20 protein-coding genes and 1 tRNA gene are annotated in these 23,142 nt (G+C 47.7%); 18 read left to right on the top strand and 3 right to left on the bottom strand.

Annotation, left to right across the window (positions count from 1 at the left end; all coding sequences use genetic code 11):
* Positions 1 to 41: 41 nt before the first annotated feature.
* On the top strand, positions 42 to 1,013 hold the full coding sequence (locus KRX19_04705) for a polyprenyl synthetase family protein (protein MBV7434322.1): 972 nt from the start codon (positions 42 to 44) through the stop codon (positions 1,011 to 1,013).
* Between the two features lie 76 nt (positions 1,014 to 1,089).
* Here KRX19_04705 and KRX19_04700 read toward each other — a convergent pair.
* A tRNA-Pro gene (locus KRX19_04700) sits at positions 1,090 to 1,166 on the bottom strand.
* 63 nt (positions 1,167 to 1,229) lie between these two features.
* Here KRX19_04700 and pgeF point away from each other — a divergent pair.
* Genes pgeF through KRX19_04685 form a run of 3 tightly spaced genes read left to right on the top strand, consistent with a single transcriptional unit; the run spans position 1,230 to position 3,670 of the window.
* Positions 1,230 to 1,979, top strand: coding sequence for a peptidoglycan editing factor PgeF (gene pgeF, locus KRX19_04695; GenBank protein MBV7434321.1), 750 nt, complete (start codon positions 1,230 to 1,232; stop codon positions 1,977 to 1,979).
* Between the two features lie 11 nt (positions 1,980 to 1,990).
* Positions 1,991 to 3,214, top strand: a complete 1,224-nt coding sequence (gene serA, locus KRX19_04690; protein MBV7434320.1) for a phosphoglycerate dehydrogenase — start codon at positions 1,991 to 1,993, stop codon at positions 3,212 to 3,214.
* Between the two features lie 33 nt (positions 3,215 to 3,247).
* Complete coding sequence (locus tag KRX19_04685; GenBank protein ID MBV7434319.1) at positions 3,248 to 3,670, top strand: histidine phosphatase family protein; 423 nt, start codon at positions 3,248 to 3,250, stop codon at positions 3,668 to 3,670.
* 67 nt (positions 3,671 to 3,737) lie between these two features.
* Here KRX19_04685 and ilvA read toward each other — a convergent pair whose 3' ends face one another.
* A complete protein-coding gene (ilvA, locus tag KRX19_04680) occupies positions 3,738 to 5,261 on the bottom strand; it encodes a threonine ammonia-lyase, biosynthetic (protein MBV7434318.1) in 1,524 nt (507 codons plus the stop codon).
* 23 nt (positions 5,262 to 5,284) lie between these two features.
* Here ilvA and rpiA point away from each other — a divergent pair, with 23 nt between their 5' ends.
* From rpiA to KRX19_04610, 14 genes are all read left to right on the top strand, one after another.
* A complete protein-coding gene (gene rpiA / locus KRX19_04675) occupies positions 5,285 to 5,941 on the top strand; it encodes a ribose-5-phosphate isomerase RpiA (GenBank protein MBV7434317.1) in 657 nt (218 codons plus the stop codon).
* A 24-nt stretch (positions 5,942 to 5,965) separates the two neighbouring features.
* Positions 5,966 to 6,997, top strand: coding sequence for an ornithine carbamoyltransferase (argF, locus tag KRX19_04670; GenBank protein ID MBV7434316.1), 1,032 nt, complete (start codon positions 5,966 to 5,968; stop codon positions 6,995 to 6,997).
* Between the two features lie 31 nt (positions 6,998 to 7,028).
* The gene (locus KRX19_04665) at positions 7,029 to 7,946 is read left to right on the top strand and encodes an L-lactate dehydrogenase (GenBank protein MBV7434315.1); all 918 of its coding nucleotides are present in this window, start codon (positions 7,029 to 7,031) and stop codon (positions 7,944 to 7,946) included.
* Between the two features lie 247 nt (positions 7,947 to 8,193).
* Complete coding sequence (gene bamA / locus KRX19_04660) at positions 8,194 to 10,485, top strand: outer membrane protein assembly factor BamA (protein ID MBV7434314.1); 2,292 nt, start codon at positions 8,194 to 8,196, stop codon at positions 10,483 to 10,485.
* On the top strand, positions 10,485 to 11,177 hold the full coding sequence (locus KRX19_04655; GenBank protein ID MBV7434313.1) for an OmpH family outer membrane protein: 693 nt from the start codon (positions 10,485 to 10,487) through the stop codon (positions 11,175 to 11,177). The genes bamA and KRX19_04655 overlap by 1 nt, the downstream gene beginning before the upstream one ends.
* Complete coding sequence (gene lpxD / locus KRX19_04650; GenBank protein ID MBV7434312.1) at positions 11,167 to 12,138, top strand: UDP-3-O-(3-hydroxymyristoyl)glucosamine N-acyltransferase; 972 nt, start codon at positions 11,167 to 11,169, stop codon at positions 12,136 to 12,138. Before KRX19_04655 ends, lpxD begins: the two co-directional genes overlap by 11 nt.
* Before the next feature lie 17 nt (positions 12,139 to 12,155).
* A complete protein-coding gene (gene fabZ, locus KRX19_04645; protein MBV7434311.1) occupies positions 12,156 to 12,620 on the top strand; it encodes a 3-hydroxyacyl-ACP dehydratase FabZ in 465 nt (154 codons plus the stop codon).
* Positions 12,620 to 13,393 carry an acyl-ACP--UDP-N-acetylglucosamine O-acyltransferase gene (gene lpxA, locus KRX19_04640; protein ID MBV7434310.1) on the top strand — a complete coding sequence of 258 codons (774 nt, stop codon included), beginning with the start codon at positions 12,620 to 12,622 and terminating at the stop codon, positions 13,391 to 13,393. The genes fabZ and lpxA overlap by 1 nt, the downstream gene beginning before the upstream one ends.
* Positions 13,394 to 13,404: 11 nt before the next feature.
* Complete coding sequence (lpxB, locus tag KRX19_04635; GenBank protein MBV7434309.1) at positions 13,405 to 14,544, top strand: lipid-A-disaccharide synthase; 1,140 nt, start codon at positions 13,405 to 13,407, stop codon at positions 14,542 to 14,544.
* Positions 14,541 to 15,116: a ribonuclease HII gene (gene rnhB, locus KRX19_04630; GenBank protein MBV7434308.1), complete on the top strand. Its 576-nt coding sequence runs from the start codon at positions 14,541 to 14,543 to the stop codon at positions 15,114 to 15,116. The genes lpxB and rnhB overlap by 4 nt, the downstream gene beginning before the upstream one ends.
* Complete coding sequence (gene dnaE / locus KRX19_04625; GenBank protein ID MBV7434307.1) at positions 15,113 to 18,658, top strand: DNA polymerase III subunit alpha; 3,546 nt, start codon at positions 15,113 to 15,115, stop codon at positions 18,656 to 18,658. Before rnhB ends, dnaE begins: the two co-directional genes overlap by 4 nt.
* 54 nt (positions 18,659 to 18,712) lie before the next feature.
* A complete protein-coding gene (gene msrAB / locus KRX19_04620; protein MBV7434306.1) occupies positions 18,713 to 20,305 on the top strand; it encodes a bifunctional peptide-methionine (S)-S-oxide reductase MsrA/peptide-methionine (R)-S-oxide reductase MsrB in 1,593 nt (530 codons plus the stop codon).
* A gap of 228 nt (positions 20,306 to 20,533) precedes the next feature.
* Positions 20,534 to 21,466 (top strand): hypothetical protein, encoded by a 933-nt coding sequence (locus KRX19_04615; protein ID MBV7434305.1) that lies wholly within the window; start codon positions 20,534 to 20,536, stop codon positions 21,464 to 21,466.
* A gap of 150 nt (positions 21,467 to 21,616) precedes the next feature.
* The gene (locus KRX19_04610) at positions 21,617 to 22,258 is read left to right on the top strand and encodes a DUF1851 domain-containing protein (protein ID MBV7434304.1); all 642 of its coding nucleotides are present in this window, start codon (positions 21,617 to 21,619) and stop codon (positions 22,256 to 22,258) included.
* A gap of 258 nt (positions 22,259 to 22,516) precedes the next feature.
* On the opposite strand, the gene dcd is transcribed toward KRX19_04610, so the two are convergent.
* On the bottom strand, positions 22,517 to 23,086 hold the full coding sequence (dcd, locus tag KRX19_04605; protein ID MBV7434303.1) for a dCTP deaminase: 570 nt from the start codon (positions 23,084 to 23,086) through the stop codon (positions 22,517 to 22,519).
* Positions 23,087 to 23,142: the final 56 nt, after the last annotated feature.

The raw sequence follows: 23,142 nt of genomic DNA, 5'->3' as shown, positions 1-23,142 counted from the left end.
TCGGTTACAATACTGGGCTTTGTGGTCAATCAGGAGGCACGATGACGAGTGAGGCCGATATCCGGGCGTTGGTCGCGGATAAGTTGGAAGCGGCAGAGGCGCTGATGCGTCGTGAAATGTATTCGGAAGTACCGCTTGCCGAGCTGGTCATGGCCTATGCAATTGGCAACGGTGGGAAACGTTTCCGACCTGTACTGACCTTGCTTGCTAGTGGTTTGTGTCAATACGAGGGTGAGGACGATATTCTCGCAGCTGCCTTTATTGAATTTATCCATAATGCCACTTTGCTGCATGATGATGTCGTCGATGAATCTGAGCTGCGCCGAGGTCAGGAAGCTGCAAATATTGCTTTTGGCAATGCGGCCAGTGTATTGGTTGGCGATTTTCTCTATACGCGGGCTTTTCAATTGATGGTGCGCACTGGAGAGTTTGCTATTTTGGAAACAATGGCTGATGCAACAAATCAGATTGCAGCCGGAGAGGTGATGCAGCTGAGTAACGTTCATGATCCAGATGTTGATGAAGAGCGCTATTACCGCGTTATTGAGTTAAAGACTGCCGTCTTGTTCGCAGCAGCATGCCGAGTGGCGGCGCAGCTTGCTAAAGTTGGTGATGATATGGTCGAGGCCTTGGCAGAATACGGGCGCAAGCTTGGCATGGCGTTTCAGATTATGGATGACATCCTTGACTACACTGGCGATGCTGAGACGATTGGCAAGTCATTGGGTGATGATTTGGCTGAAGGTAAACCAACGTTGCCGATTATTCGTGCCATGAGCCAACTCGATGATGCAGGTAGAGCAAGAATGCGTGAAATTATTGAGCAGGGTGATCGCGAGGCGATAGATGAAGTAATCACTTTGATCGGCAAAACAGATGCGCTTGATTATACTAAGCAAGCCGCGCAAAAACTCGCAGACGATGCGGTAACCGCACTTTCTCCATTTGCTGATAGCGAATATAAGACAGCATTGATTTCATTGTGTGGTCAGGCGACGCGAAGAACAGCGTAGAAGTGGGATGAAAGTCGCCATGAAACTGGCTAAATATAGAAATGGGATTAACAGTCGAGAGGCGAAGAGTGGAAAATGGTCGGGGAGACAGGATTTGAACCTGCGACCCCTTGCACCCCATGCAAGTGCGCTACCAGGCTGCGCTACACCCCGAACCAAGGCGGCGCATTATATATCAAGCGTCGCTAAAAAACCAACCCTGATCGAAGCGCTAATATGAATGATTTATACACACAAGCAAACTGGCCATTGTCACTGCTCAGCGGTACTACCCGTACAGATCATCCACACGCTGATAATGGTTTCAATTTGGCGCGCCATATTTCTTGTGATCGCATGGTTGTGGAGGCCAATCGCCAAGCGTGGTTAGCCATTCTCGATATTGAAAATGTGACGCCGATGTGGCTGACGCAGACGCACTCTGCAACAGTAGTTGATCAAGAAACCTATCAGCCAGGCATTGAAGCAGATGCTGTGATCAGTCGAGATCCAGCTTTTATGCCGGTAGTGTTAACAGCGGACTGCGTTCCTATCCTGCTTACGAATGCAGAAGGGAGTGAGGTCGCTGCAATCCATGCTGGTTGGCAAGGGCTTTATCAAGGGATTATCGGCGCAACTATTGAGCAAATGCACAGCTCGGCAGAGACACTTTACGCATGGATTGGGCCGTGTATCCGGCAGGCGAGTTATGAAGTTGATGATGCTTTTCGCGACCGCTTTATCGCGCTTGATAGCAAATACAGTGCTTTTTTCAGTGCAGGAAAAGTAGGGCATTGGCAAGCTGATATTGCCGCTATTGCCGGTGCGCAGCTAAGCGCATCGGGTATTGATAGCGCGCGTATTTTTGATGCTGGTATTTGTACATTTGCAGATGCCGGTTATTTTTCCCATCGCCGCGACGGTGCATTATCTGGCCGTATTGCAAGTTTTATCCGCCCGCAGAGGGCTAACGATTTATCACATTGAGGAATGTCAGTATGAATAACAAAGCCGTGCATATCACCTTGCTTGAAAACATCCATGAAAATGCCGTGACGGCACTCAAGCAAGCCGGGTTTAGCCAAGTTGAGCTGCTTGACACGGCACTTGATGGTGATGCGTTAGATAAACAACTCGAGAAGACAGACGTCATCGGTATTCGTTCGCGTACACAGCTGACTCGTGAAGTGTTGGAAAAAGCACCTCACTTAAAGGCGATTGGTTGCTTTTGTATCGGCACCAATCAAGTGGATGTGGATGCGGCGCAAGAACTCGGCATCCCAGTATTTAATGCACCGTATTCCAATACTCGTTCGGTAGCTGAGTTAGTTATTTGTGAAATTATTGCTTTATTGCGCGGGCTGCCGAGTAAAAGCGCGGCGGTGCATAACGGCACCTGGCCGAAGCAGGCACGTGGTGCATTTGAGGCGCGTGGGAAAACGCTGGGTATTGTTGGCTATGGCAATATCGGTACTCAGGTATCAGTATTGGCAGAAAGCATGGGTATGAAGGTTATTTTTTACGATGTATTGACCAAATTGCCTCTGGGTAATGCTGAAGCTGCATCGAGCATGGATGACTTGCTGCAACGCTCGGACGTTGTGTCTCTCCACGTGCCACAACTCCCAAGCACCAAAAACATCATTAAGTCACGCGAGCTTTACTTGATGAAAAAAGGTGCAATACTGATTAATGCTGCGCGTGGGCATTGTGTGGAAATTGACGACCTCGCTGAGGCAATTTCTTCAGGCCATCTTGGCGGCGCTGCGATAGATGTATTCCCTACTGAGCCAAAAAGTAATGATGAACCGCTAGATAGTCCATTACGTGGCCTAGATAATGTCATTCTGACGCCACATATTGGTGGTTCTACCGTTGAAGCACAGGCCAATATCGGGCTTGAAGTGGCTGAGAAATTTGCCCAGTTTCTCGACAACGGTTATACAGTTAGTGCAGTAAATTTCCCGGAAATTGCGTTGCCACGTCAGGTAGGGACGCTGCGTATTCTGCATATTCACAAAAACCGCCCAGGCGTACTCTCGGCAATTAACCGCTTGTTTGCCGAACACGATATCAACATTTCTGCGCAGAGTTTGATCACCAAAGGTGAAATTGGGTATTTGGTAATGGATGTGAATCAAAATGATGCGGCCGTCGCATTGGAGCAAATTAAGAGTATCGAAGGAACAATCCGCGCACGCTTACTCTATCAGGCACATTAAGGCGGTACTTGTTCAATTTTGCAGGAGAAGTAAATGTACGAATGGATTTTGTGGCGCCATGCGGAAGCCGGCTTTGCCCGTAGTGATCTTGAGCGGCCTCTGACTGACTGTGGACAGCAGCAAGCGGCGGATTCTGCTGCATGGATCAAAGATCAAGGCATCAAATTTCCAGCATACTGCTCACAAGCGACACGTGCCCAGCAAACTGTCGCATACTACGATGAGCATGCGACAGTATTAGATGGCTTAAACCCGGGCTGCGGATTTTCCTGTGTGCGCGAAACGCTACAACAGCTGGAAGGGCAAGATGCTGTGATTGTCGGCCATTTACCGTGGATACATGGCATCACGAGTGAATTGCTTGGTAAAAATATATCCGCGCATGATTACAGCAGTGTGTGCTGGCTGCAGAATGACAATGGCATTTGGACGCTCAAAGCTCAGTACCGTTTTTAGCCATTCAAATAAGCTAAAAATAAAAATGGCGGAAATCCCGCCATTTTTTATACGTTTCTTTTGTGCCTTAGGTTGGCTGTAAAAAGCGACGATATGCAGGGTTTTGCGTTTCTTCGCTGTACTCATAGCCTATACGTTCAAGGTGCTGTTCGAGTAAGTTAGGGTCATCGGCTTGGATGCCACATAAGACACGGCCGTAATCTGAGCCATGATTGCGGTAGTGGAATAGGCTGATGTTGAAATCGTCGCCAAGAGTACGCAAAAAATGCAGTAATGCGCCGGGTCGTTCGGGGAAGCCGAAGCGAAACAAGTATTCATTGTTAATACCAGCCGCCGCACCACCGATCATATAGCGCAGATGCAGTTTGGCGAGTTCGTTATCAGTCAGGTTCTCGGTGGTGTAGCCGTGTTCGTTGAGCTTGTTCATGACTTCGTCGAGTTGCTTTTGTCCGCCGCTTAGCTGGATGCCGACAAAGATTTGCGCTTGCTGGTTGTCTTGGTAGCGGTAGTTGAATTCAGTGACGGCAAGGTCGCCAATCAGTTCGCAGAATTTGAGGAATGTACCAGGGCGCTCTGGAATCGTGACGGCAAATAGCCCTTCACGGCGCTCGCCAATTTCTGCACGCTCAGCAACGTAGCGCAGGCGATCGAAATTGACATTGGCACCAGATACGATGCTGATCAGGGTTTGGTTCTTGTTGGTTTGCTGTGCCGCCCATTTTTTGAGCCCGGCAGTGGCGAGTGCACCGGATGGCTCTGCAACGGCGCGTGTATCGTCGAAGAGGTCCTTCATTGCAGCGCAGATTTCATCAGTGCTGACGGTGATGAAATCATCAACCAATTCTTTGATGATGGCGTAAGTGTGTTCACCGGGCTGCTTGACTGCGACGCCATCTGCAAAGATGCCAACGTGATCGAGCGTGGTGCGTTTGCCGTGGCGTACGGCTTCGGTCATGGAAGCTGCATCATCCGGTTCTACGCCTATTAGCTTGATATCGGGGCGTAATGCTTTGACCAGTAGAGCAACACCGGCCATGAGTCCACCACCACCGATTGGGGCAAAGATAGCGTTAATCGGGCGAGGGTGTTGGCGCAGAATTTCTAGACCTATGGTGCCTTGGCCGGCAATTGTATCTGGATCATCGAAAGGATGGATATAGGTTAAGCCATGTTCTAATTGCAATGCTTGTGCGTGCTTAGATGCTTCATCATAAAAATCACCATGCAACACGACATTAACCCATTCTCCGCCAAGGCGCCGTACGGCATCAACTTTGATTGCCGGCGTCGTGCCGGGCATGACGATGGTTGCATTAATGCCAAGTTTGCTGGCAGACAGTGCGACACCTTGGGCATGGTTTCCGGCTGAGGAGCAAATGACGCCGCGTTCACGCTCTTCTTGACTCAAGCGATACATTTTGTTGTACGCACCGCGGCATTTAAAGGAAAAAACCGGCTGTAGATCTTCACGTTTGCACAAGACAGTATGGCCTAATCTGGCTGATAGGCGTGGCAAGGTGTCAAGTTGGCTTTCGATGGCGATGTCGTAGACAGGCGCGGTGAGGATTTTCTCGATATACTGTTGTGTCATGTTGAATTTAACCGGAGTAAAACGTGAATCAGGACGTATTAAAGCAAAAAGCAGCAGAGAAAGCACTGGAATATGTTGAAGATGGTATGACTTTGGGGGTAGGTAGTGGTTCTACAGTACTGAAATTCGTCGAAGCGTTGGGCAAAAGTGGTTTACAGTTCAAGGATATTGCTTCCTCTTCTGAAGGAACAACCGAGGCGCTCAAAGCAGCCGGATATCAGGTGCGTGATTTAAATGCCTGTGACGAAATTGATGTTTACGTCGATGGCTGCGATGAAATTGATCCGAACAAATATATGATTAAAGGTGGTGGCGCGGCATTAACGCGTGAAAAAATTGTCGCCGCCGCTTCCAAAAAATTTGTTTGTATTGCTGATGCATCAAAAGCAGTGGACGTTTTGGGTGTATTTCCATTGCCCGTGGAAGTTATTCCTATGGCGCGTAGCTATGTCGGGCGTCAGTTGCTCGCATTAGGTGGGGAGCCACGTTGGCGTGAAGGTGTGGTGACTGATAATGGTAATTGGATTATCGATGTACATCATCTGCGCATCAGTGATCCGTATACACTTGAAGAAACAATCAATAATATCCCTGGTGTGGTGACTAATGGCGTATTTGCACGTCAGGCTGCAGATGTCGTTATTCTCGCTCAACCTTCCGGCGAAATAGAAGTTCGTTAAAGGCATATAAACAGGCACATCATCATGAATCATTGGTATCAAAAATCGTTACTTCGTTTGGTTGAGCATTCACGCGATGACGTGATTGCACTGCTTGATCTTGCCGCTAAATTGAAAGCGGATAATAAAGCTGGGCAGGAAACAGCTTATTTGAACAAGAAAAAGATTGTGTTGATTTTCGAAAAGAGCTCGACCCGTACCCGGTGCGCATTTGAATCAGCCAGTTTTGATCAGGGGGCTCAGTGTACTTATCTTGGCCCCGGTCGCTCTCAACTGGGTGATAAAGAAAGTGTCGCCGATACAGCGAAAGTATTGGGGCGTTTTTATGATGCCATTCAGTATCGTGGTTTTGCTCAGCGCACTGTTGATGAGTTGGCTGAGCATGCAGGCGTTCCAGTCTACAATGGTTTAACAGATGATTTTCATCCAACGCAAATGCTGGCTGATTTACTAACTATGCGTGAGCATTGCAACAAGGATTTCCATGATATGCGCTTTGCCTATTTAGGGGATGCGCGCAACAACATGGGTAATTCACTGCTCCTTACGGGGGCTTTGATGGGAATGGATGTCCGCATTGCTGCGCCTAAAGCATTGCAACCTGATGCAGCTGTAGTCAAAAAGGCTCACGAGTTGGCCGAAGAGAGCAGGGCACGCATTCTGATTACGGATCGTGCCATTTCGGCGGTTCAGGATTGCGATTTTATTCACACTGACACTTGGCTTTCGATGGGGGAAGACAAGGCATCTTGGGGGAAGCGTGTAGAATTGTTAATGCCTTATCGTGTTAATGTGGAATTAATGGTTTTATGTGGAAATCGTGATGTTAAGTTCATGCACTGCCTCCCTGCTTTCCATGACCGTAACACCCCGACAGGAGAGCTTTTCTTTCAAGAACATGGCTTGAATGGTATTGAAGTTGCAAGAGAAGTCTTCAATAGTAGCCATTCTCTTGTCTTTGATCAGGCCGAAAATCGGATGCACACAATTAAAGCTTTAATGGTTGCAACTTTGTGCGAAAAAGTGCAAAATTGTGAAACAGACAAAAGTTTATGAATTGTGTTATTAATTCGGAAAGGAGTTTGTCATGGTAGATGTTGGTGTAATTGGTGCGGGATTTGTCGGCGCAGCATCAGCTAATGCAATTGCGTTGAGCAATGCCTGTAGCGAATTGGTACTCTTGGATAAGAATCATGATCGCGCTGTTGCAGAAGCGGCAGATATTGCCCATGGTGCGGCAATCGCAGGTTCAACTCGTGTGCGTGCTGGTGATTATGAAGACCTCAAGGGCGCTAAAGTCATTGTTATTGCCGCTGGTGTTAATCAAAAACCGGGTGAATCTAGGCTTGATCTCCTTGCTCGTAATAGCGCTATTTTTGGTGAGATTGTTCCGGAAGTTGCTAAATATGCCCCTGATGCTGTTGTGGTTATTGCGACAAACCCGGTTGACATCATGACTGATGTAACACGCAGTTTGCATCCTAATCCTGAGCTTGTTTTAGGTACTGGTACATTGCTTGATACAGCGCGTTTCCGTGGTTTGATTTCACAAGCAAGCAACGTCAGTGCGCGCTATATTCATGCAACAGTGCTTGGTGAGCATGGTGACTCCTCAGTGCTTTGCTGGGACAGTGCTCGTGTTGCCGGGCTAACTTTGGATACATTTATGCTCCAAAGTGGTGCTGAGTGGTCAGAAGCTCGCCGTAGCGAAATTGAAGAGAAAGTACGAGGTGCTGCAGCTAAGATTATTGCTGGCAAGCAGGCGACTTATTACGGTATCGGCGCATCGGTAATGAAGATTGTTTCCGGTATTTTGGGTGACCGCCGCGGTATTTATACCTTAAGTACGCCGAGTGATTATGGTGTGTGCCTGTCTTTACCTTGTGTATTGGGTAAAAATGGTATTATTCAGGTGCTTAAGCCGAATCTTTCAGCTAAAGAACAGGAAGGGCTGGAAAAGAGCGCTGCAGTATTGAAAGAAACTCGCGACAGCATGAAAGATTGATTTTGTGCGTATTTACACCTAAACCGCCTGATGAATACTTCGGGCGGTTTTTTTGTGTTCTTAAAATGCCACTTGTATAAATAGTGCGATAGGTAGAGTGCTTTTTGGCACTAGAGCATAACACTTAGGAAGGTATGCGCCGAGAGAAGTACTTTTTACCTGTTTATTGTTCGCTATTGCGCGCATTTCCATTGGCAGAGATGAGCAGCATTTGCTAAGATGCTGCTTTATTTTTTCAGGATTTGATATGGGCAACAAGCTTCAAAAGCATCTGCTGGCTGGCGCTGTATCCGTCGCCTTATCTTCTGCTGCTTACGCAGAGGCATTTCGTATCGCCGATGTGCGTGTAGAAGGGTTACAACGGGTTTCCGCTGGTACTGTGTTTTCGTATTTGCCGGTACAGCCGGGAGAGTCCTTTGATCTAGATGACTCGATTACCGCTATACAGTCTGTATACAACTCAGGTTTGTTTTCAGATGTGAAGCTTGCTCGTGATGGTCAGACGCTGGTCGTTCTGGTCAAGGAGTTTCCAACCATTGCCGAGATCAATATTGAGGGCAACAAGGCATTAAAGACCAGTGATCTGAAACAGTCATTCGCTGAGATTGGCTTTGCAGAAGGCCAGAGCTTCAATCCTGCTTTGGTGAATCAGCTGACTAACGAGATGGCACAGCAATATCAGGCGCGCAGTAAATATAATGTTGAAATTACCCCGACTGTTCGCAATTTGCCACGCAATCGTGTTGCGATTGACCTGAATATTTCCGAAGGTCGCTCTACGCGCATCAAGCAGATCGATATTGTCGGGAATAAGATCTACAGCGATGATCAATTGATTGAGTTGTTCGATACGACAACATGGCGCTGGAATTCATTCTTTACCAGTTCTGATCAATATAATGAACAACGTATAGCTAAAGATCTTGAACGTCTGGAAGATTTCTACCTAAACAATGGGTTTATCAATTTCCGGGTTAAATCTTCAGAAGTGGCTGTTACGCCTGATCGGAAGGATCTTTATTGGACGGTAACTGTAGATGAAGGGTTACCTTATACCATTACCAATTACACTATTAGTGGTAAGACAATTGTGCCGCTTTCTGAGCTTGATCAATTGGTCAGCTTTTCGACCCCTTCACGTTATAACCGAAGCCTCGTTCAGCAAACTGCAAGTGCGTTGAAGCAGCGGTTGGCTGATGAAGGCTATGCACAGGCGAATATTGAGATTGAACCCCAAGTTGATCCTTTGACTCAAGAAGTTAGCCTCAATTTTGTCGTTGTGCCCGGTGAAATTACTTATGTCCGTGAGATCAATTTCACAGGTAACGATAAGACTTATGATCGAGTACTTCGCCGTGAGATGCGTCAGCAGGAAGCGAGTACGTTTTCAGCTTCAGATATACAGCGTTCAGAAGAGCGGTTACGGCGTTTACCTCAGGTAGCGACGCTGAAGCAAAATATCATTCCTGTACCTGGTGAAGATGGTCTGGTTGATCTCAATTATGAAATTACAGAGCAGAGTACCAGCTTCATTCAAGGCGGTGTTGGTTACGGTGAGGGTAGCGGAGCATTGTTCAACCTTGAGTATGGTGACAATAACTTCTTTGGTACTGGTAACCGTTTGAGCCTTGGTTTTGGCAAAAGTAAATCAACAGAGAAATACAGTTTCTCATTTACCGATCCCTATTTTACGGCTGATGGTATTTCGGCAACATATAACTTATCTTATGCAAGCTATGATTTTGCTCAGGAAGACTTATCAAATTGGGCTTCTGATGACCGTAATGCAACGGTAACTTTTGGTTATCCCCTCAGTGAGTATCAAAATATCTACTTTGGCGGTGGTTACCGTGGTCTCGATATTACACTGGGTAATAATGTTGCAAAAGAAATCCGCGATACCATCGATAGGGACGGGAAAAAGTACCACGAAGGCGTACTGACTCTTTCTTGGGCAAGAGATACGCTCGATGATGATTACATGCCGACTCAAGGTACGTATAACCGTATCAGTGCAGAAGTAACAGCGCCTGGTAGTACAGCAACGTACTATAAGACAGCACTTCAAAATAATACGTACTTTAATTTTGGTGAAAACTCGATGGTTGTAGGCCTCCGTGGGCAGGTTTCCTATGGAGATGGCTATGGCAAGACAGATGATTTACCGTTTTTCCGTCATTACTACGCAGGTGGTATCTCAACTGTACGTGGCTATCAGTATGGCTCAATCGGGCCTAAATACAGCAACGGTGATAATGCAGGTGGTGATTTCCGCGTAAATGGTGGTGCTGAGCTCTACTTCCCTGTTGGCTTCGGAAAGCGGGATGCAAGTTATCGTGTAGGTGGGTTTGTCGATTTTGGCAGCGTATATAGCTCAGTTAGCGATTTTGATGCGAGCGATTTCCGTTATTCTGCTGGTGTCGCATTACAGTGGCGTTCACCACTTGGGCCTCTCAAGCTTAGCTGGGCAAAACCGATCAACAAGAAAGATGGCGATCAGACAGAGTCGTTCCAGTTCACGATTGGTACGAGTTTCTAATGAGCTTGAGACGAAGTTTTCTGCTGATACTACTTGGTAGCATATTTAGTGCCCAAGCTAATGCACAGGAGCAGCAGGAAGCCCATGAAGAGACAGTACAACCTACAGATGTAGAATCTACTAATGCAAGTTGGCTAAGTGAACAAACTACTCTGGATGATGAGCAAACTGTCTCTGCAGCGCAAGCTGATATTGTTGGTCGTCAACTGCAAGGAGAACTACACAAGGCCAATGGTGATTCACTTCAATTAGGGTTTGTTAATTTACGCCGTGTGATGGCTTCCATTCCACAGCTTGCAATTTTACGAGCTCGCTTGGATAGCGAGTTCGCGCAACAAAAGGCTGAGCTTGATAGGCAGTCTGATGAAATACAGGCGTTTGAAACCCAGCTTGCTGATATGCCACGCGGGGATGAATATTCCGAGCTTGAAAAGCAGGTAATTGCCAAGCGCCGTACATTTGCGCGGATCAATGCTTCTTTTCGTGATGCGTACAGCGTACGGCGCAATGAAGAACTGGCAACGCTACAGCAGCAAGTTGTTGATGAAATCGTTAATTTGGCCAAAGAACATGGCTATGACGTTATTCTCAATGATACTGGCGTGATTTACGTCAGTGCAGAAGCTGATTTGACATCGATTGTGATTGAGCGCCTGCAACAGGAAGTAAGGCAGAAACAAAATGACAATTAAACTTGATGATATTGCCAAACAGATTGGCGCAAAGCTCATTGGTGATGGAGCATTAGTGATCAATGGCGCTGGGACAATAGATGATGGTCATATAGGTGAGATCGGCTTTTTGGCAGAATCACGCTATGCTAAATACGCTACTGACACAAAGTTAAGTGCTTTGCTTGTTGCAGAGGAAGTTGATACACCAGCAGCACAGCTGGTTGTGAAAGATGTGAAGACGGCATGGAAAAAAGTTGCGCAGTGCTTTGAGTCGTCGGCTCAATCCATAGGCATTCATTCCAATGCATATATCGCTGATGGCGTTAAAATTGGTGAAGATGTATCTATCGCAGCAGGTGCCGTCATAGAAGCAGGTGTTAGCATAGGTGACCGCTGCGTTATTGGGGCAAATGTTGTCATCGAAAGTGGTGTTACAGTTGGTGCTGATGGCTATATTGCAGCTGGAGCTCGCTTGTTGCGCAAGACAGTTATCGGTGAACGTGCTTTTATTGATTGTGGCGCTGTAATCGGCTCACGCGGCTTTGGCTATGCACATACTGGTAGCCGTTGGGAAGCTGTTGCACAACTTGGTGGTGTGCGTATCGGAGACGATGTTGATATCGGTGCGAATACAACCATTGACTGTGGTGCAATTCGCGATACCGTCCTTGAAGATGGCGTCAAACTCGACAATCTGATTCAGGTCGGCCATAACGTGCATATTGGTGCACATACGATTATTGCCGGTAATTGTGTGATTGCAGGCTCTGTGCGTTTTGGTAAACACTGCGTTGTTGGCGGGGCAAGCGTCTTTGCCGGACATATTCAAATTTGTGATGGCGCGCAGTTCACAGGGCACTCCTCAGTAAGTAAATCCATTACCAAACCCGGATTATATTGCTCAGCTTTGACGGTTATGCCGCACCGCCAATGGGCACGCTTTGTCGGAAAATTAAAATTATTTGGAAAAGAAAAATGACTACAACCAACGATTCTATGATGGATATTGAAGAAATTTGCCGCTATTTGCCGCATCGTTATCCATTTCTGCTGATTGACCGCATCATTGAGGTAGAAGCGGGAAGCCATATCAAGGCGCTAAAAAACGTTACCATGAATGAGCCGTACTTTCAGGGGCACTTTCCTAAGAAGCCGGTTATGCCAGGTGTACTGGTGATTGAAGCGATGGCACAAGCCGCCGGAATCCTCGGCGTTAAATCCGGTAAAAAAGAAATGGGCTTACCTGATGAACCGGAAGAAGACGGTATTTATTTCTTTGTTGGCATTGATAAGGCGCGTTTCCGTAAAACAGTTGTTCCTGGTGATCAATTGATTTTAAACGTTGCACTCAAAGGTTCACGCCGTGGTATTTGGACGTTTGATGCTAAAGCAACAGTGGATGATAAAGTGGTGTGTAATGCAGAAATTATGTGTACTGCGGCAGGTAAGGGCGGTGCGTGATGATTCACCCCAGCGCAATTATCGACCCAAAGGCTGAGCTTGCTGATGATGTCTCTGTAGGTGCGTATAGTGTGATCGGTGCCGACGTGCGCATCGACAGTGGCACAAAAATTGGCCCACACGTGGTGATTGAAGGGCCAACGACGATTGGTAAACACAATACTATTTATCAATATGCATCGCTTGGTGCCGCACCACAAGATAAAAAATATGCAGGTGAAGAAACATGGTTGCATATTGGTGATCACAATACCATTCGTGAGTTTTGTACTTTTAATCGTGGAACGGTTCAGGATGGTGGTACAACGGTTGTCGGGTCGAATAACTGGATCATGGCCTATGTTCACATTGCTCATGACTGTGTGATTGGCAATCATACTATTTTTGCCAACAATGCTTCACTTGCAGGACATGTGCATATAGATGATTATGTTGTTCTGGGTGGCTATGCTTTGGTTTATCAATTTGTTCATATCGGTCGCCTTGCTATTTGTGCGTTTTCTTCAGGTGTGAAGCAGAATGTACCGCCGTATGCGATGGTTGCCGGGATGCCGGCTAAAGCTGCGGGATTAAATCTCGAAGGTATGAAGCGTCAAGGATTTGAATCGAGTGAAGTCAATGCGATCAAAGCCGCGCACAAACTTATTTATCGTGACGGACTGTTGCTCAAAGACGCGCGTTTGGCTGTCAATGAGCTGGCAAAGGAAGCGCCAGTGGTGCAGTGCATTGCTGATTTTATCGCTGAGACCGGAAAACGCGGCTTGATCCGCTAAATCAGAACGTAATAGTGCAGACACCACGCCATATCGCAATTATCGCCGGTGAACAGTCTGGTGATCGGCTAGGAGCGCCTTTAATGGAGGCCCTGCGTGAGCTGTGGCCGAGTGTGCGTTTTACAGGTATCGGCGGTGCTATGATGCAGAATGCAGGCTTACAGAGCCTTGCCGACATTAACCGCCTTTCGGTGATGGGTTTGGTTGAAGTCTTAAAGCATTTGCCCGATTTATTGCGTCTGAAAAGTGATTTATTGGAATACTGGCATGATGATCCGCCCGATTTATTTATAGGCGTTGATGCGCCGGACTTTAATTTGCGCATCGCACAGCATATGCGTGGTCGTGGGGTGACGACGGTGCATTATGTTAGTCCGTCATTGTGGGCGTGGAAAGAAAAGCGCATTGAAAAAATCAAAGTGGCGGTTGATTTGGTGCTGTGTTTATTCCCATTCGAGACTGCTGTTTATCAGCGTAACCATGTGCGTGCGGTATGCGTTGGCCATACCTTACGCGACCGTATTGCGCCGATGGAAAAAGCTGTAGCCGAAGGGCAGCTTGGTTTGCCTGCGACATTACGCCTGGGCATTTTCCCCGGTTCACGCAGTGGTGAAATCAATCGTCTTTTACCAGTTTATTTATGTGCTTTTGCCGAGTTGCGGCAACAATTGCCCGAGCTACACGGGGTCGTTTCTTGCGTATTGCCTGAATTTTTACCGACCATTACCGAACAGTGTGCAGGATATGAAGGTATCAGTATTAGCGATGCGCCGAGTAATCTCTTGATGAGTGCTTGTGATGCACTGTTATTGACCAGCGGTACAATTACCCTTGAAGCAGCATTGCTTGAGCGACCGATGGTCGTTGCGTATCGCGTACAATGGCTGACGGCACAAATTGCCAAGCGAATGCTTAAAATAGATCGCTTTTCGTTGCCGAACTTGCTTGCTGGACGTGATGTGGTGCGTGAATGTATTCAGGATGAATGCAATAGCCAAGAGTTAGCATCAGCGCTGCTTCCTTTATTGGCTGATCCCGTCAGCCATGCAGCACAGCGTACTGAGCTGGCTGCGGTTGCAGCGCAGCTGCCTGATAATGTCTCAGCGCGAGCTGCGGCTGCCATTGCCGCATTGTGTGGTGGTGCGCTGTGATTGCTGGTGTTGATGAAGCGGGGCGTGGTGCACTGATCGGTAATGTTGTCGCAGCAGCGGTGATTTTGCCTGCAGATTATGATTTACCGGGCCTTACTGACAGTAAAAAGCTTACCGCACGTCGGCGCGAGCAATTATTTAGTGCTATTTGCGCTCAGGCCGTGGCGTGGCGTTGGGCACAAGCATCAGCGCAAGAGATTGATCAGTTCAATATTCACCATGCCACTTTATTGGCAATGAAACGGGCAGTTTTGGCATTGCACTGTACGCCAAGTGAAGTATTGGTCGACGGTAAATTTGTGCCACAAATCAACATACCGGCGCGCGCTGTTGTTGGTGGTGACCGAGACGTCCCCGCGATTGCAGCAGCTTCGATCATTGCCAAAGTGGTGCGTGATCGGCAAATGGCATTGCTTGACGCAATTTACCCACACTATGGCTTGCTTGCACATAAAGGCTACCCAACAAAAGGGCACATTACAGCAATGCAGGCGCATGGTATTTGTGCGCTGCATCGGCTAAGCTATGCGCCCGTTAAAATGATTGCTGCCCAGCCAACGCTTGAACTATGACCACTTCTGCTGACTTTATCCACTTGCACTTACACAGCGAATTTTCGTTGAGTGACAGCATCTTGCGTATTGCGCAAATCACCAAACTTGCTCAAGCCGAAAATGCTTCTGCAATTGCGCTGACTGACCGCAATAATCTTTACGCGGCCATTAAATTCTACAAAAAGGCTCGCGCAGCCGGCATCAAGCCGATTATTGGTTGTGATTTATCACTTCGTGATGAAGATGGCAGCATTGTGCAGATGGTACTGCTTGCGCAAAATCACCGTGGTTTTGTGCACTTGTGCGAATTGGTTAGCTATGCTTATCAAGAAGACCAGGCGCAAGGGCAAGTGGCTGTGAATATGTCGCGCTTGACGCAAGAACAATGCGAAGGGTTAATTGCTCTGAGTGGTGCGATGGATGGTGATATTGCCGCGCTGATCAGCAAGGGTGATGAGGTTGCAGCTGAGGCGCGCTTGCATCATTGGCAATCCGTATTTGGTGAGAATTATTATCTGCAAGTTGCCCGCCTTGGCAAGCCCGGCGAGCAGGCTTATATGAATGCATGTCAGCGCCTTGGCAACAAACTGGGTATTGCTGCAGTCGCGACCAATTTGGCCTGTTTTTCAAGCAGTGAGGACTATGACGTCCATGAAGCGCGGGTGTGTATCAGTAGCGGTTATCAGGTTGAAGATACGCGTAGGCCACACAACTACACCGAGCAAAACTACTTTACCAGCTGCGCGGATATGCGCGAAACCTTTGCGGATGCTCCGACTTTGCTTGCAAACAGTGTGGCAATTGCTGAGCGCTGTAATCTTGAGCTGACACTGGGTAAAAACGTACTGCCCGATTTCCCGATTCCACCGGGGCAGACGATTGAGGAGTACTTGCACGAAGAGTCCCACCGTGGGCTTGAGTTGCGCCTTGAGCAATTATTTGCCGATCAAGCTGAGCGTGATGCGGCGAGGCCTATTTATCAAAAGCGCCTCGATATTGAATTGGGTGTTATCTGCGACATGGGTTTCCCTGGCTACTTCCTGATTGTTGCCGACTTTATCCAATGGGCAAAAGATCACGATATTCCAGTTGGCCCGGGGCGTGGCTCCGGTGCTGGTTCTCTAGTTGCCTACGCGCTAAAGATCACTGACCTTGATCCTCTTGAGTATGACCTGCTCTTTGAGCGCTTCCTTAACCCTGAGCGTGTTTCGATGCCGGATTTCGACGTCGATTTCTGTATGGAAAAGCGCGATGCCGTTATTGATTACGTCGCGCAGAAATACGGTCGTGAAAAAGTGTCGCAGATTGCAACACACGGTACGATGGCTGCGAAAGCGGTGGTGCGTGATGTTGGTCGTGTGTTGGGGATGTCGTATCCGGTAGTGGACGGCATTGCCAAGTTGATTCCTACCGTACTCGGCGTGACCTTGCCAGATGCGCTTGGCCGTACCGCGAAAAGTCAGGAAAAGCCGGATATGGTTTCGCCCGGGTTGATCGAGCAGTACGAGAACAATGAAGAAACCCGTGCATTGCTCGATATTGCACTGAAGCTTGAAGGCTTGGCGCGTAACGTTGGTAAGCACGCCGGTGGTGTGGTTATTGCACCGAGTAAAATCAGTGATTACTCTGCAGTTTATACCGAACACGCCGGCGGCAATATCAGCTCGCAGTTTGATAAAGACGACATTGAAGCAGCCGGATTGGTCAAGTTCGACTTCCTTGGCTTGCGTACCCTAACGGTTATTGATTGGGCGGTGGCGTTCGTCAATACCAGCCGTGCGCGCGAAGGGCAGCCACCGCTCGACATTATTAGCCTACCGCTGGATGACCCGAAGGCGTTTGCCTTGCTCAAGTCGTGCAAGACGACAGCCGTCTTCCAGCTTGAATCGCGCGGTATGAAAGAGCTGATTCGCAAGCTGCAACCGGATACCTTTGAAGACATCATCGCATTGGTGGCACTGTTCCGACCCGGACCTCTGCAATCAGGCATGGTGGATGACTTCATCAACCGTAAGCACGGGCTGGCTAAAGTCGTTTATCCACACCCAGCGCTAGAGCCGATCCTCGATACCACATACGGAGTTATGGTGTATCAGGAGCAGGTTATGCAGGTTGCGCAGACGCTCGCTAGCTATAGCCTCGGTGAAGCGGATATGCTGCGCCGTGCGATGGGTAAGAAAAAAGCGGAAGTTATGGATGAGCAGCGCGGTATCTTCGTTGCACGTGCCGTTGAAAGTGGCGTACTACAACAGACTGCGACCGAAATTTTTGACTTGATGGCGAAATTTGCCGAGTACGGATTTAATAAGTCCCACTCAGCGGCCTATGCCTTGCTTGCCTATCAGACGGCATGGCTAAAAGCACATTATCCGGCTGAGCTGATGGCAGCAGTTTTGACCTCGGAAATGGACTCGACTGATAAGATCGTGATGATGATCGATGAGTGCCAAGAGATGGGCATTGAAGTATTACCGCCATGTATCAACCGTTCTCAGTATGCATTTTCGGTTAGTGAACAAGGCGAAATTATCTATGGTTTGGGTGCAGTCAAGGGCGTTGGTCAAGCAGCGGTTAATGTGCTGCTTGATGAACGCAAGGCGGGTGGCGAATTTAAATCCTTGCTTGATCTGTGTCAGCGAATAGACCTCAAAAAGCTCAATAAAAAAACCCTTGAAACACTTGTCCGCTGTGGCGCATTTGATTTTATCGAGCCTAATCGCGGTGGATTGTTCGCTGCTATTCCGCAGGCGATTAAGCTGGCTGAGCAGCATCATAAGAATCAAAAGCACCACCAAAAAGACATGTTTGGCTTGTTTACTGACGGTGGTGATGAGTCAGCAACCAGTATTCTCGATATATCCAAAGATGCAGCATGGGAAAGCCGTGAGCAGCTGGAGTATGAAAAGGAAGCGCTGGGCTTGTTCTTGAGTGATCACCCAATTAACGCTGTGCGGGGCGTCTTGCAAGATATTTGCAGCTATCAACTCGGCGATCTCGCTGAAGATATTGAGCAATGGGTTAAGCCACACCGTCGTGGCGATGGTATCTCATTGCGGCTGGGTGGCTTGGTGACTGAGGCGCGTAAAATGACCAGTAAAAAGGGTCACCCAATGGCTTTTATTACCCTTGATGATCGCTCAGGGCGAAGAGAAATATCCGTATTTGGTGATTTAGCAAATGAGGCAGATCATCTATTGCAGCAAGATGCAGTGCTCATCATTGATGCCAAGGCAGAATTTGCTCATTTCAAAGATGAATGGCGCATAACTGCGCAAAAAATCTGGACAATCGAAGAAGCGCAGTATGCGCTACTGAGCAAGATCGTGATTGATTGTGATCACAGTGCTGGTGTATGGGAAGCATTTTGTAGTCTGCTTGAAGCTAACCAGGTTGAAGACCAAGAGCAGCCGGGTGCTGGGTTGACGCTCAACTTTGCAGCACGAGATGTTGAGGCGCAAGCAGAGTTGCGCATACCCGGGCGCTTTGATTTTGATGAAGTGCGCTTGAGGCAGCTGCAAGATTGGTTTGGGCATGACCGGATTATTTGTAAGTATTCATGAAAAATAAAATGAATACTGTGATAACCTCATGTTTTTCTAATGACTGGAACCACCATGCGTAAAATAATCACCATAGCATGCGCCGTACTGTGTTGTGCAGCACTGGCTTTTGCCGTATCTAGCGGTAATTCAGGTTTGTTGCCGGGTAATGTTGGCAAGGAACTACGTGCATTGCCATCCGCACCGAATGCAGCGCAAGATAATCTGTTTGACAACAGCAAGCCGACGCTTGTTAAATTCTGGGCGAGCTGGTGCCCATTGTGCCTTGCAACTTTGGCTGAAACTGAAGAATGGCGTAAAGATCCGGCTTTTGCAGATGTAAATATCGTCAGCGTTGCTTCCCCAGGCTATCTCAGTGAAAAAAATAACAGCGACTTTATCGAATGGTACAGCGGTTTGTCTTATCCTGACTTACCCGTTTTGCTCAATGATGGTGGTGAGCTGACACGCCAGATTGGCGTCGCTGTCTATCCGAGTTGGGCGTTGGTCGGTACTAATGGCAAGCTGGTCAAGTTGCACAAAGGCAACCTCACCAAAGAACAAGCATTGATGCTGGTTAATAACCCGGATCAATCACTTGCCGCAGCTAAATCTTTTTATCAACCTAAATCTGATCAACAAGAGGCAAAAGTAATGAATGCCAAGAAAATCTATCTTGCAGGCGGCTGTTTTTGGGGGCTTGAGGCATATTTCGAGCGTATTCCCGGCGTTATAGACGCTGTTTCCGGCTACGCCAATGGCCATACTGAAGACCCAACTTATCAGCAAGTTGTACGCAATAATACCGGTCATGCGGAAACCGTCGAAGTGACTTATGACGCCGACCGCATCAGCCTTGAAGACATCCTGCAATATTACTTCCGCGTCGTCGATCCGACCACGCTTAATCGTCAGGGCAACGATCACGGTACCCAATACCGCACTGGTGTGTTTTACACTGATCCAGCCGAAGCGGATATCGTCGCTGCTGCGCTGAAAGCAGAGCAGGAAAAATACAGCAAGCCGTTGGTCGTTGAAAATGAACCACTCACTGCTTTCTACAAAGCTGAAGAGTACCATCAGGACTATCTTGCCAAGAACCCGAACGGCTATTGCCACATCGATGTATCAAAAGCAGATATTCCGTTGGAAAATTCAACCACATCAGCCCAACCGGTATCTGCGGAAGAAATCACAGTTGATGCTAGCCGCTACAGCAAGCCAGATGCAGAAACGATTCGTCAGCGCTTGGGAGCATTGTCCTACGATGTGACGCAGAAAAATGCTACTGAGCGTGCATTCAGTCATGAATACGATCACCTGTTCGAGCCGGGTATTTATGTTGATATCGTTAGTGGTGAGCCACTGTTCAGTTCGGCTGACAAGTATGATTCTGGCTGCGGTTGGCCAAGTTTTACTCGCCCGATCGTCGATGAAGTTGTTACCGAGCACGATGACAACGCATTTAACATGCACCGCGTGGAAGTGCGTAGCCGTGTGGCCGATGCGCACCTTGGTCACGTATTCAATGATGGACCGCAAGACAAAGGCGGGTTGCGTTATTGCATCAATGGTGCAAGCTTGCGCTTCGTACCATTGGCGCAAATGGATGAGCAAGGCTATGGTCATTTGAAAGCAGCCGTGCTTCGCGGCGATGCCGTTAACTAAGCTCACTATTCTGATTTGATAAAAGCCTCTGTAGCTTGTTGTTACAGGGGCTTTTCTGATTTTATTTTCAATAAAATACGGAAAACGTAAGCAAAATATAAAATAAGGAACCCCCTTTAATGTGTTGTGCCTGTGTCGCAGATATTCATACTATAGAGAGTACGCGTATCTTGCTAAAAAAATAGGCATAACTTATTATTTTAATAATATTAATGTATAGAGAAGATAATGATGAGAGTATTGCAGTGGCTGGCACGACATAGCCCGATATTGATGTTGGTTTTTTGTGGATTGGGCTTTGCATTACCGGATATTGCTGCGCAGCTATTGCCTGTATTGCCCTATATCCTGTTTTTTCTGATGTTCTTTACCTTGCTTGGCATCAATCAGCGTCAACTGGTCAGGCGTTTGGTTGCCGGGCATGTGTGGGGATTTGCCGTTGTGCATACCATCGTCATGTGCGTGGTATTTACCGGCATCGCATGGGTGCTTGGCGCTCGCGATGATTTGTTGCTCGCGATCGCTGCGATCACCGCGACTGCACCGCTATTTGCGACTGGTGCACTGGTTAAGTCGGTCGGCTATGATGCATTGCAGGCGATGGCAAATACCATTGCCGCAACATTGCTGATGCCGCTGGTTCTATTGGTCGTGCTGTGGCTGTTTCGTGGTGACGGTGCGAGCATTGATCTCGCGCTTTACGTGCGTCGCCTGCTGATTTATATCGTCGGGCCAATGCTACTCGCGACCTTGGCGCGCCATTACATCAATGAGCATATTCTTGAGCGCATATATCCACCCGTCTCACAATTGACTGTGGTGCTGGTGTTTGCTTTCCCCTTCGGCTTGACTGCGGCATTCCGCCAGACTTTTAACCATGATAGCGGCTTCGCCAGTTTGCTACTGGCAATTGCCATGTGCTTAAGCATAGGTGCATTTGCTGCTGGTTATCTGCTTTACCGCCGTGGTGGTGATGCTGAAGCCTTTCCGGCAGCAATTGCCAGCGGCAGCCGCAACGTATTACTCACCTACACCATTGCCGGCCCATTCCTCGGCAGCATCTATTTACCGCTGATCGGCGCATTACAATTACCGATGTATATGATGCCGCTCATTACCCGTGCGATGGTCAAATACCGCCGTAAACACAAAACCTCTTGATCTTGGTAGAGTGTACTGCGCATAACAAGGTATCATTTTGTTGTTTATTGGTTTTGCGCGCCTTATGGCAATCAGCCTATAAAAATAGGAAAACAAGAGAGAGTCCAATATGAATCGAGACGTAACAGAACTGGATATAGCCAAGCTTGAATGGTTATTACACAAGCGGGGCAACCAACTTCCTCTATGCCGGTCAGTCAGGAAACCATCGACAAATGGACAGGTATTTTACCCAACCGCCTGCTGTATTTTTGGCGGGAACTGGGTTGGTGCAGTTTCCGTAATGGTCTGCTGTGGCTGGTTAACCCTGACGATTATGATGCCATGGTCGAGACATGGTTCGAAGGCTGTAGATGCGCTGAACTGGATACCTTCCACTGCTATGCACGTACTGCTTTCGGTGAGTTACTGCTCTATGGTCAGCACAGCCGACAATTCATTGACGTCATGCCCCAGCAGCAATCACTATGGGCAGACGAGAAAAAAATTCTCAAGCGACAAAGCGAAGAGGATGCTGATATTTCCGTTGGTACCAGATTATGTGGCGATGACGAGCGATACGACTTTAGAAATTATGATGGGAAACCATTATTTCTTCAAGCATTGGCAAAACTTGGTGAGCTAAAACCAGATGAAATGTATGCCTTTGAACCATTTTTGGTCACGTTGCCTGATGAAAAAATAACTGTCGATTCTCTTGCCAAAGTCCGTATGGACGTTCAGCTTGATATTCTGCGCCAGTTTGGCGGGCAACCGCAGTTAATGAACGAATTATTTCCGAGCATTTCTTGAATGGGAAGGCAGTTATATTGAGAACACTGGTAAACGGCTGAAATTCATACAAAGATACATTGATTTATAGTTTGATTTCAGAAAAAATGGTCATAGAGTAACTAAAATAAAAAAAAGCAATAACAATGTCTTACGTTATGTGTGTAACCGTTTTCTGGAGACTTTTTATGCTGCACAGCCAGAAGAATCTCATAAAAATACGGCCGTATTTTATGAGATTCCGCATTTTATCTGAAATATAAAATCGCCTGGTTTACGTTATGTCCGCGGTAGGGTGACGCCACGCTGGCCTTGATACTTGCCTGCACGGTCTTTGTAAGAGGTTTCGCATGCTTCGTCTGATTGCAGGAACAGCATTTGCGCGACGCCTTCGTTGGCGTATATTTTGGCCGGTAGGGTTGTGGTGTTGGAAAATTCTAGGGTGACGTGGCCTTCCCATTCCGGCTCAAGCGGAGTGACGTTAACGATAATGCCGCAACGCGCATAGGTCGATTTACCCAAGCAGATGGTCAGAACGTCGCGTGGGATGCGGAAGTATTCGACGGTACGAGCGAGGGCAAATGAGTTAGGTGGGATGATGCAGACGTCGCTTTCGATATCAACAAAGCCGCTTGGGTCAAATGCTTTTGGGTCAACGATGGCTGAATTGATGTTGGTAAATACTTTAAATTCAGGCGCACAACGTACGTCGTAGCCATAGCTGGAAGTGCCGTAAGAAACGATGCGTTCGCCACTTTCTGTTCGGCTGATTAGCTGTGGCGCAAATGGTTCAATCATGCCGTGTTGTTCAGCCATTTCACGGATCCAGCGGTCGTTTTTAATGCTCATAAGTATTCGGTTGCTATTGCGGTTAATCAAGGTCGGACAGGATATAGCGAATTACT

The sequence above is a fragment of the Cardiobacteriaceae bacterium TAE3-ERU3 genome (genome assembly GCA_019218315.1).
GTDB lineage: Bacteria > Pseudomonadota > Gammaproteobacteria > Cardiobacteriales > Cardiobacteriaceae > JAHUUI01.
The sequence above is the reverse complement of the archived record's forward strand: the minus strand, read 5'-3'. Positions and strand labels throughout refer to the sequence as shown.

Bases quoted from the DNA above. Each gene is read 5' to 3' on its own strand.
- argF (MBV7434316.1), top strand. From the start codon at position 5,966: ATGAATCATTGGTATCAAAAATCGTTACTTCGTTTGGTTGAGCATTCA.
- KRX19_04665 (MBV7434315.1), top strand. From the start codon at position 7,029: ATGGTAGATGTTGGTGTAATTGGTGCGGGATTTGTCGGCGCAGCATCA.
- lpxD (MBV7434312.1), top strand. From the start codon at position 11,167: ATGACAATTAAACTTGATGATATTGCCAAACAGATTGGCGCAAAGCTC.
- serA (MBV7434320.1), top strand. From the start codon at position 1,991: ATGAATAACAAAGCCGTGCATATCACCTTGCTTGAAAACATCCATGAA.
- fabZ (MBV7434311.1), top strand. From the start codon at position 12,156: ATGATGGATATTGAAGAAATTTGCCGCTATTTGCCGCATCGTTATCCA.
- KRX19_04610 (MBV7434304.1), top strand. From the start codon at position 21,617: ATGGTTATTACACAAGCGGGGCAACCAACTTCCTCTATGCCGGTCAGT.
- KRX19_04705 (MBV7434322.1), top strand. From the start codon at position 42: ATGACGAGTGAGGCCGATATCCGGGCGTTGGTCGCGGATAAGTTGGAA.
- dcd (MBV7434303.1), bottom strand. From the start codon at position 23,086: ATGAGCATTAAAAACGACCGCTGGATCCGTGAAATGGCTGAACAACAC.
- pgeF (MBV7434321.1), top strand. From the start codon at position 1,230: ATGAATGATTTATACACACAAGCAAACTGGCCATTGTCACTGCTCAGC.
- dnaE (MBV7434307.1), top strand. From the start codon at position 15,113: ATGACCACTTCTGCTGACTTTATCCACTTGCACTTACACAGCGAATTT.
- KRX19_04615 (MBV7434305.1), top strand. From the start codon at position 20,534: ATGATGAGAGTATTGCAGTGGCTGGCACGACATAGCCCGATATTGATG.
- KRX19_04685 (MBV7434319.1), top strand. From the start codon at position 3,248: ATGTACGAATGGATTTTGTGGCGCCATGCGGAAGCCGGCTTTGCCCGT.
- bamA (MBV7434314.1), top strand. From the start codon at position 8,194: ATGGGCAACAAGCTTCAAAAGCATCTGCTGGCTGGCGCTGTATCCGTC.
- KRX19_04655 (MBV7434313.1), top strand. From the start codon at position 10,485: ATGAGCTTGAGACGAAGTTTTCTGCTGATACTACTTGGTAGCATATTT.
- lpxA (MBV7434310.1), top strand. From the start codon at position 12,620: ATGATTCACCCCAGCGCAATTATCGACCCAAAGGCTGAGCTTGCTGAT.
- msrAB (MBV7434306.1), top strand. From the start codon at position 18,713: ATGCGTAAAATAATCACCATAGCATGCGCCGTACTGTGTTGTGCAGCA.
- ilvA (MBV7434318.1), bottom strand. From the start codon at position 5,261: ATGACACAACAGTATATCGAGAAAATCCTCACCGCGCCTGTCTACGAC.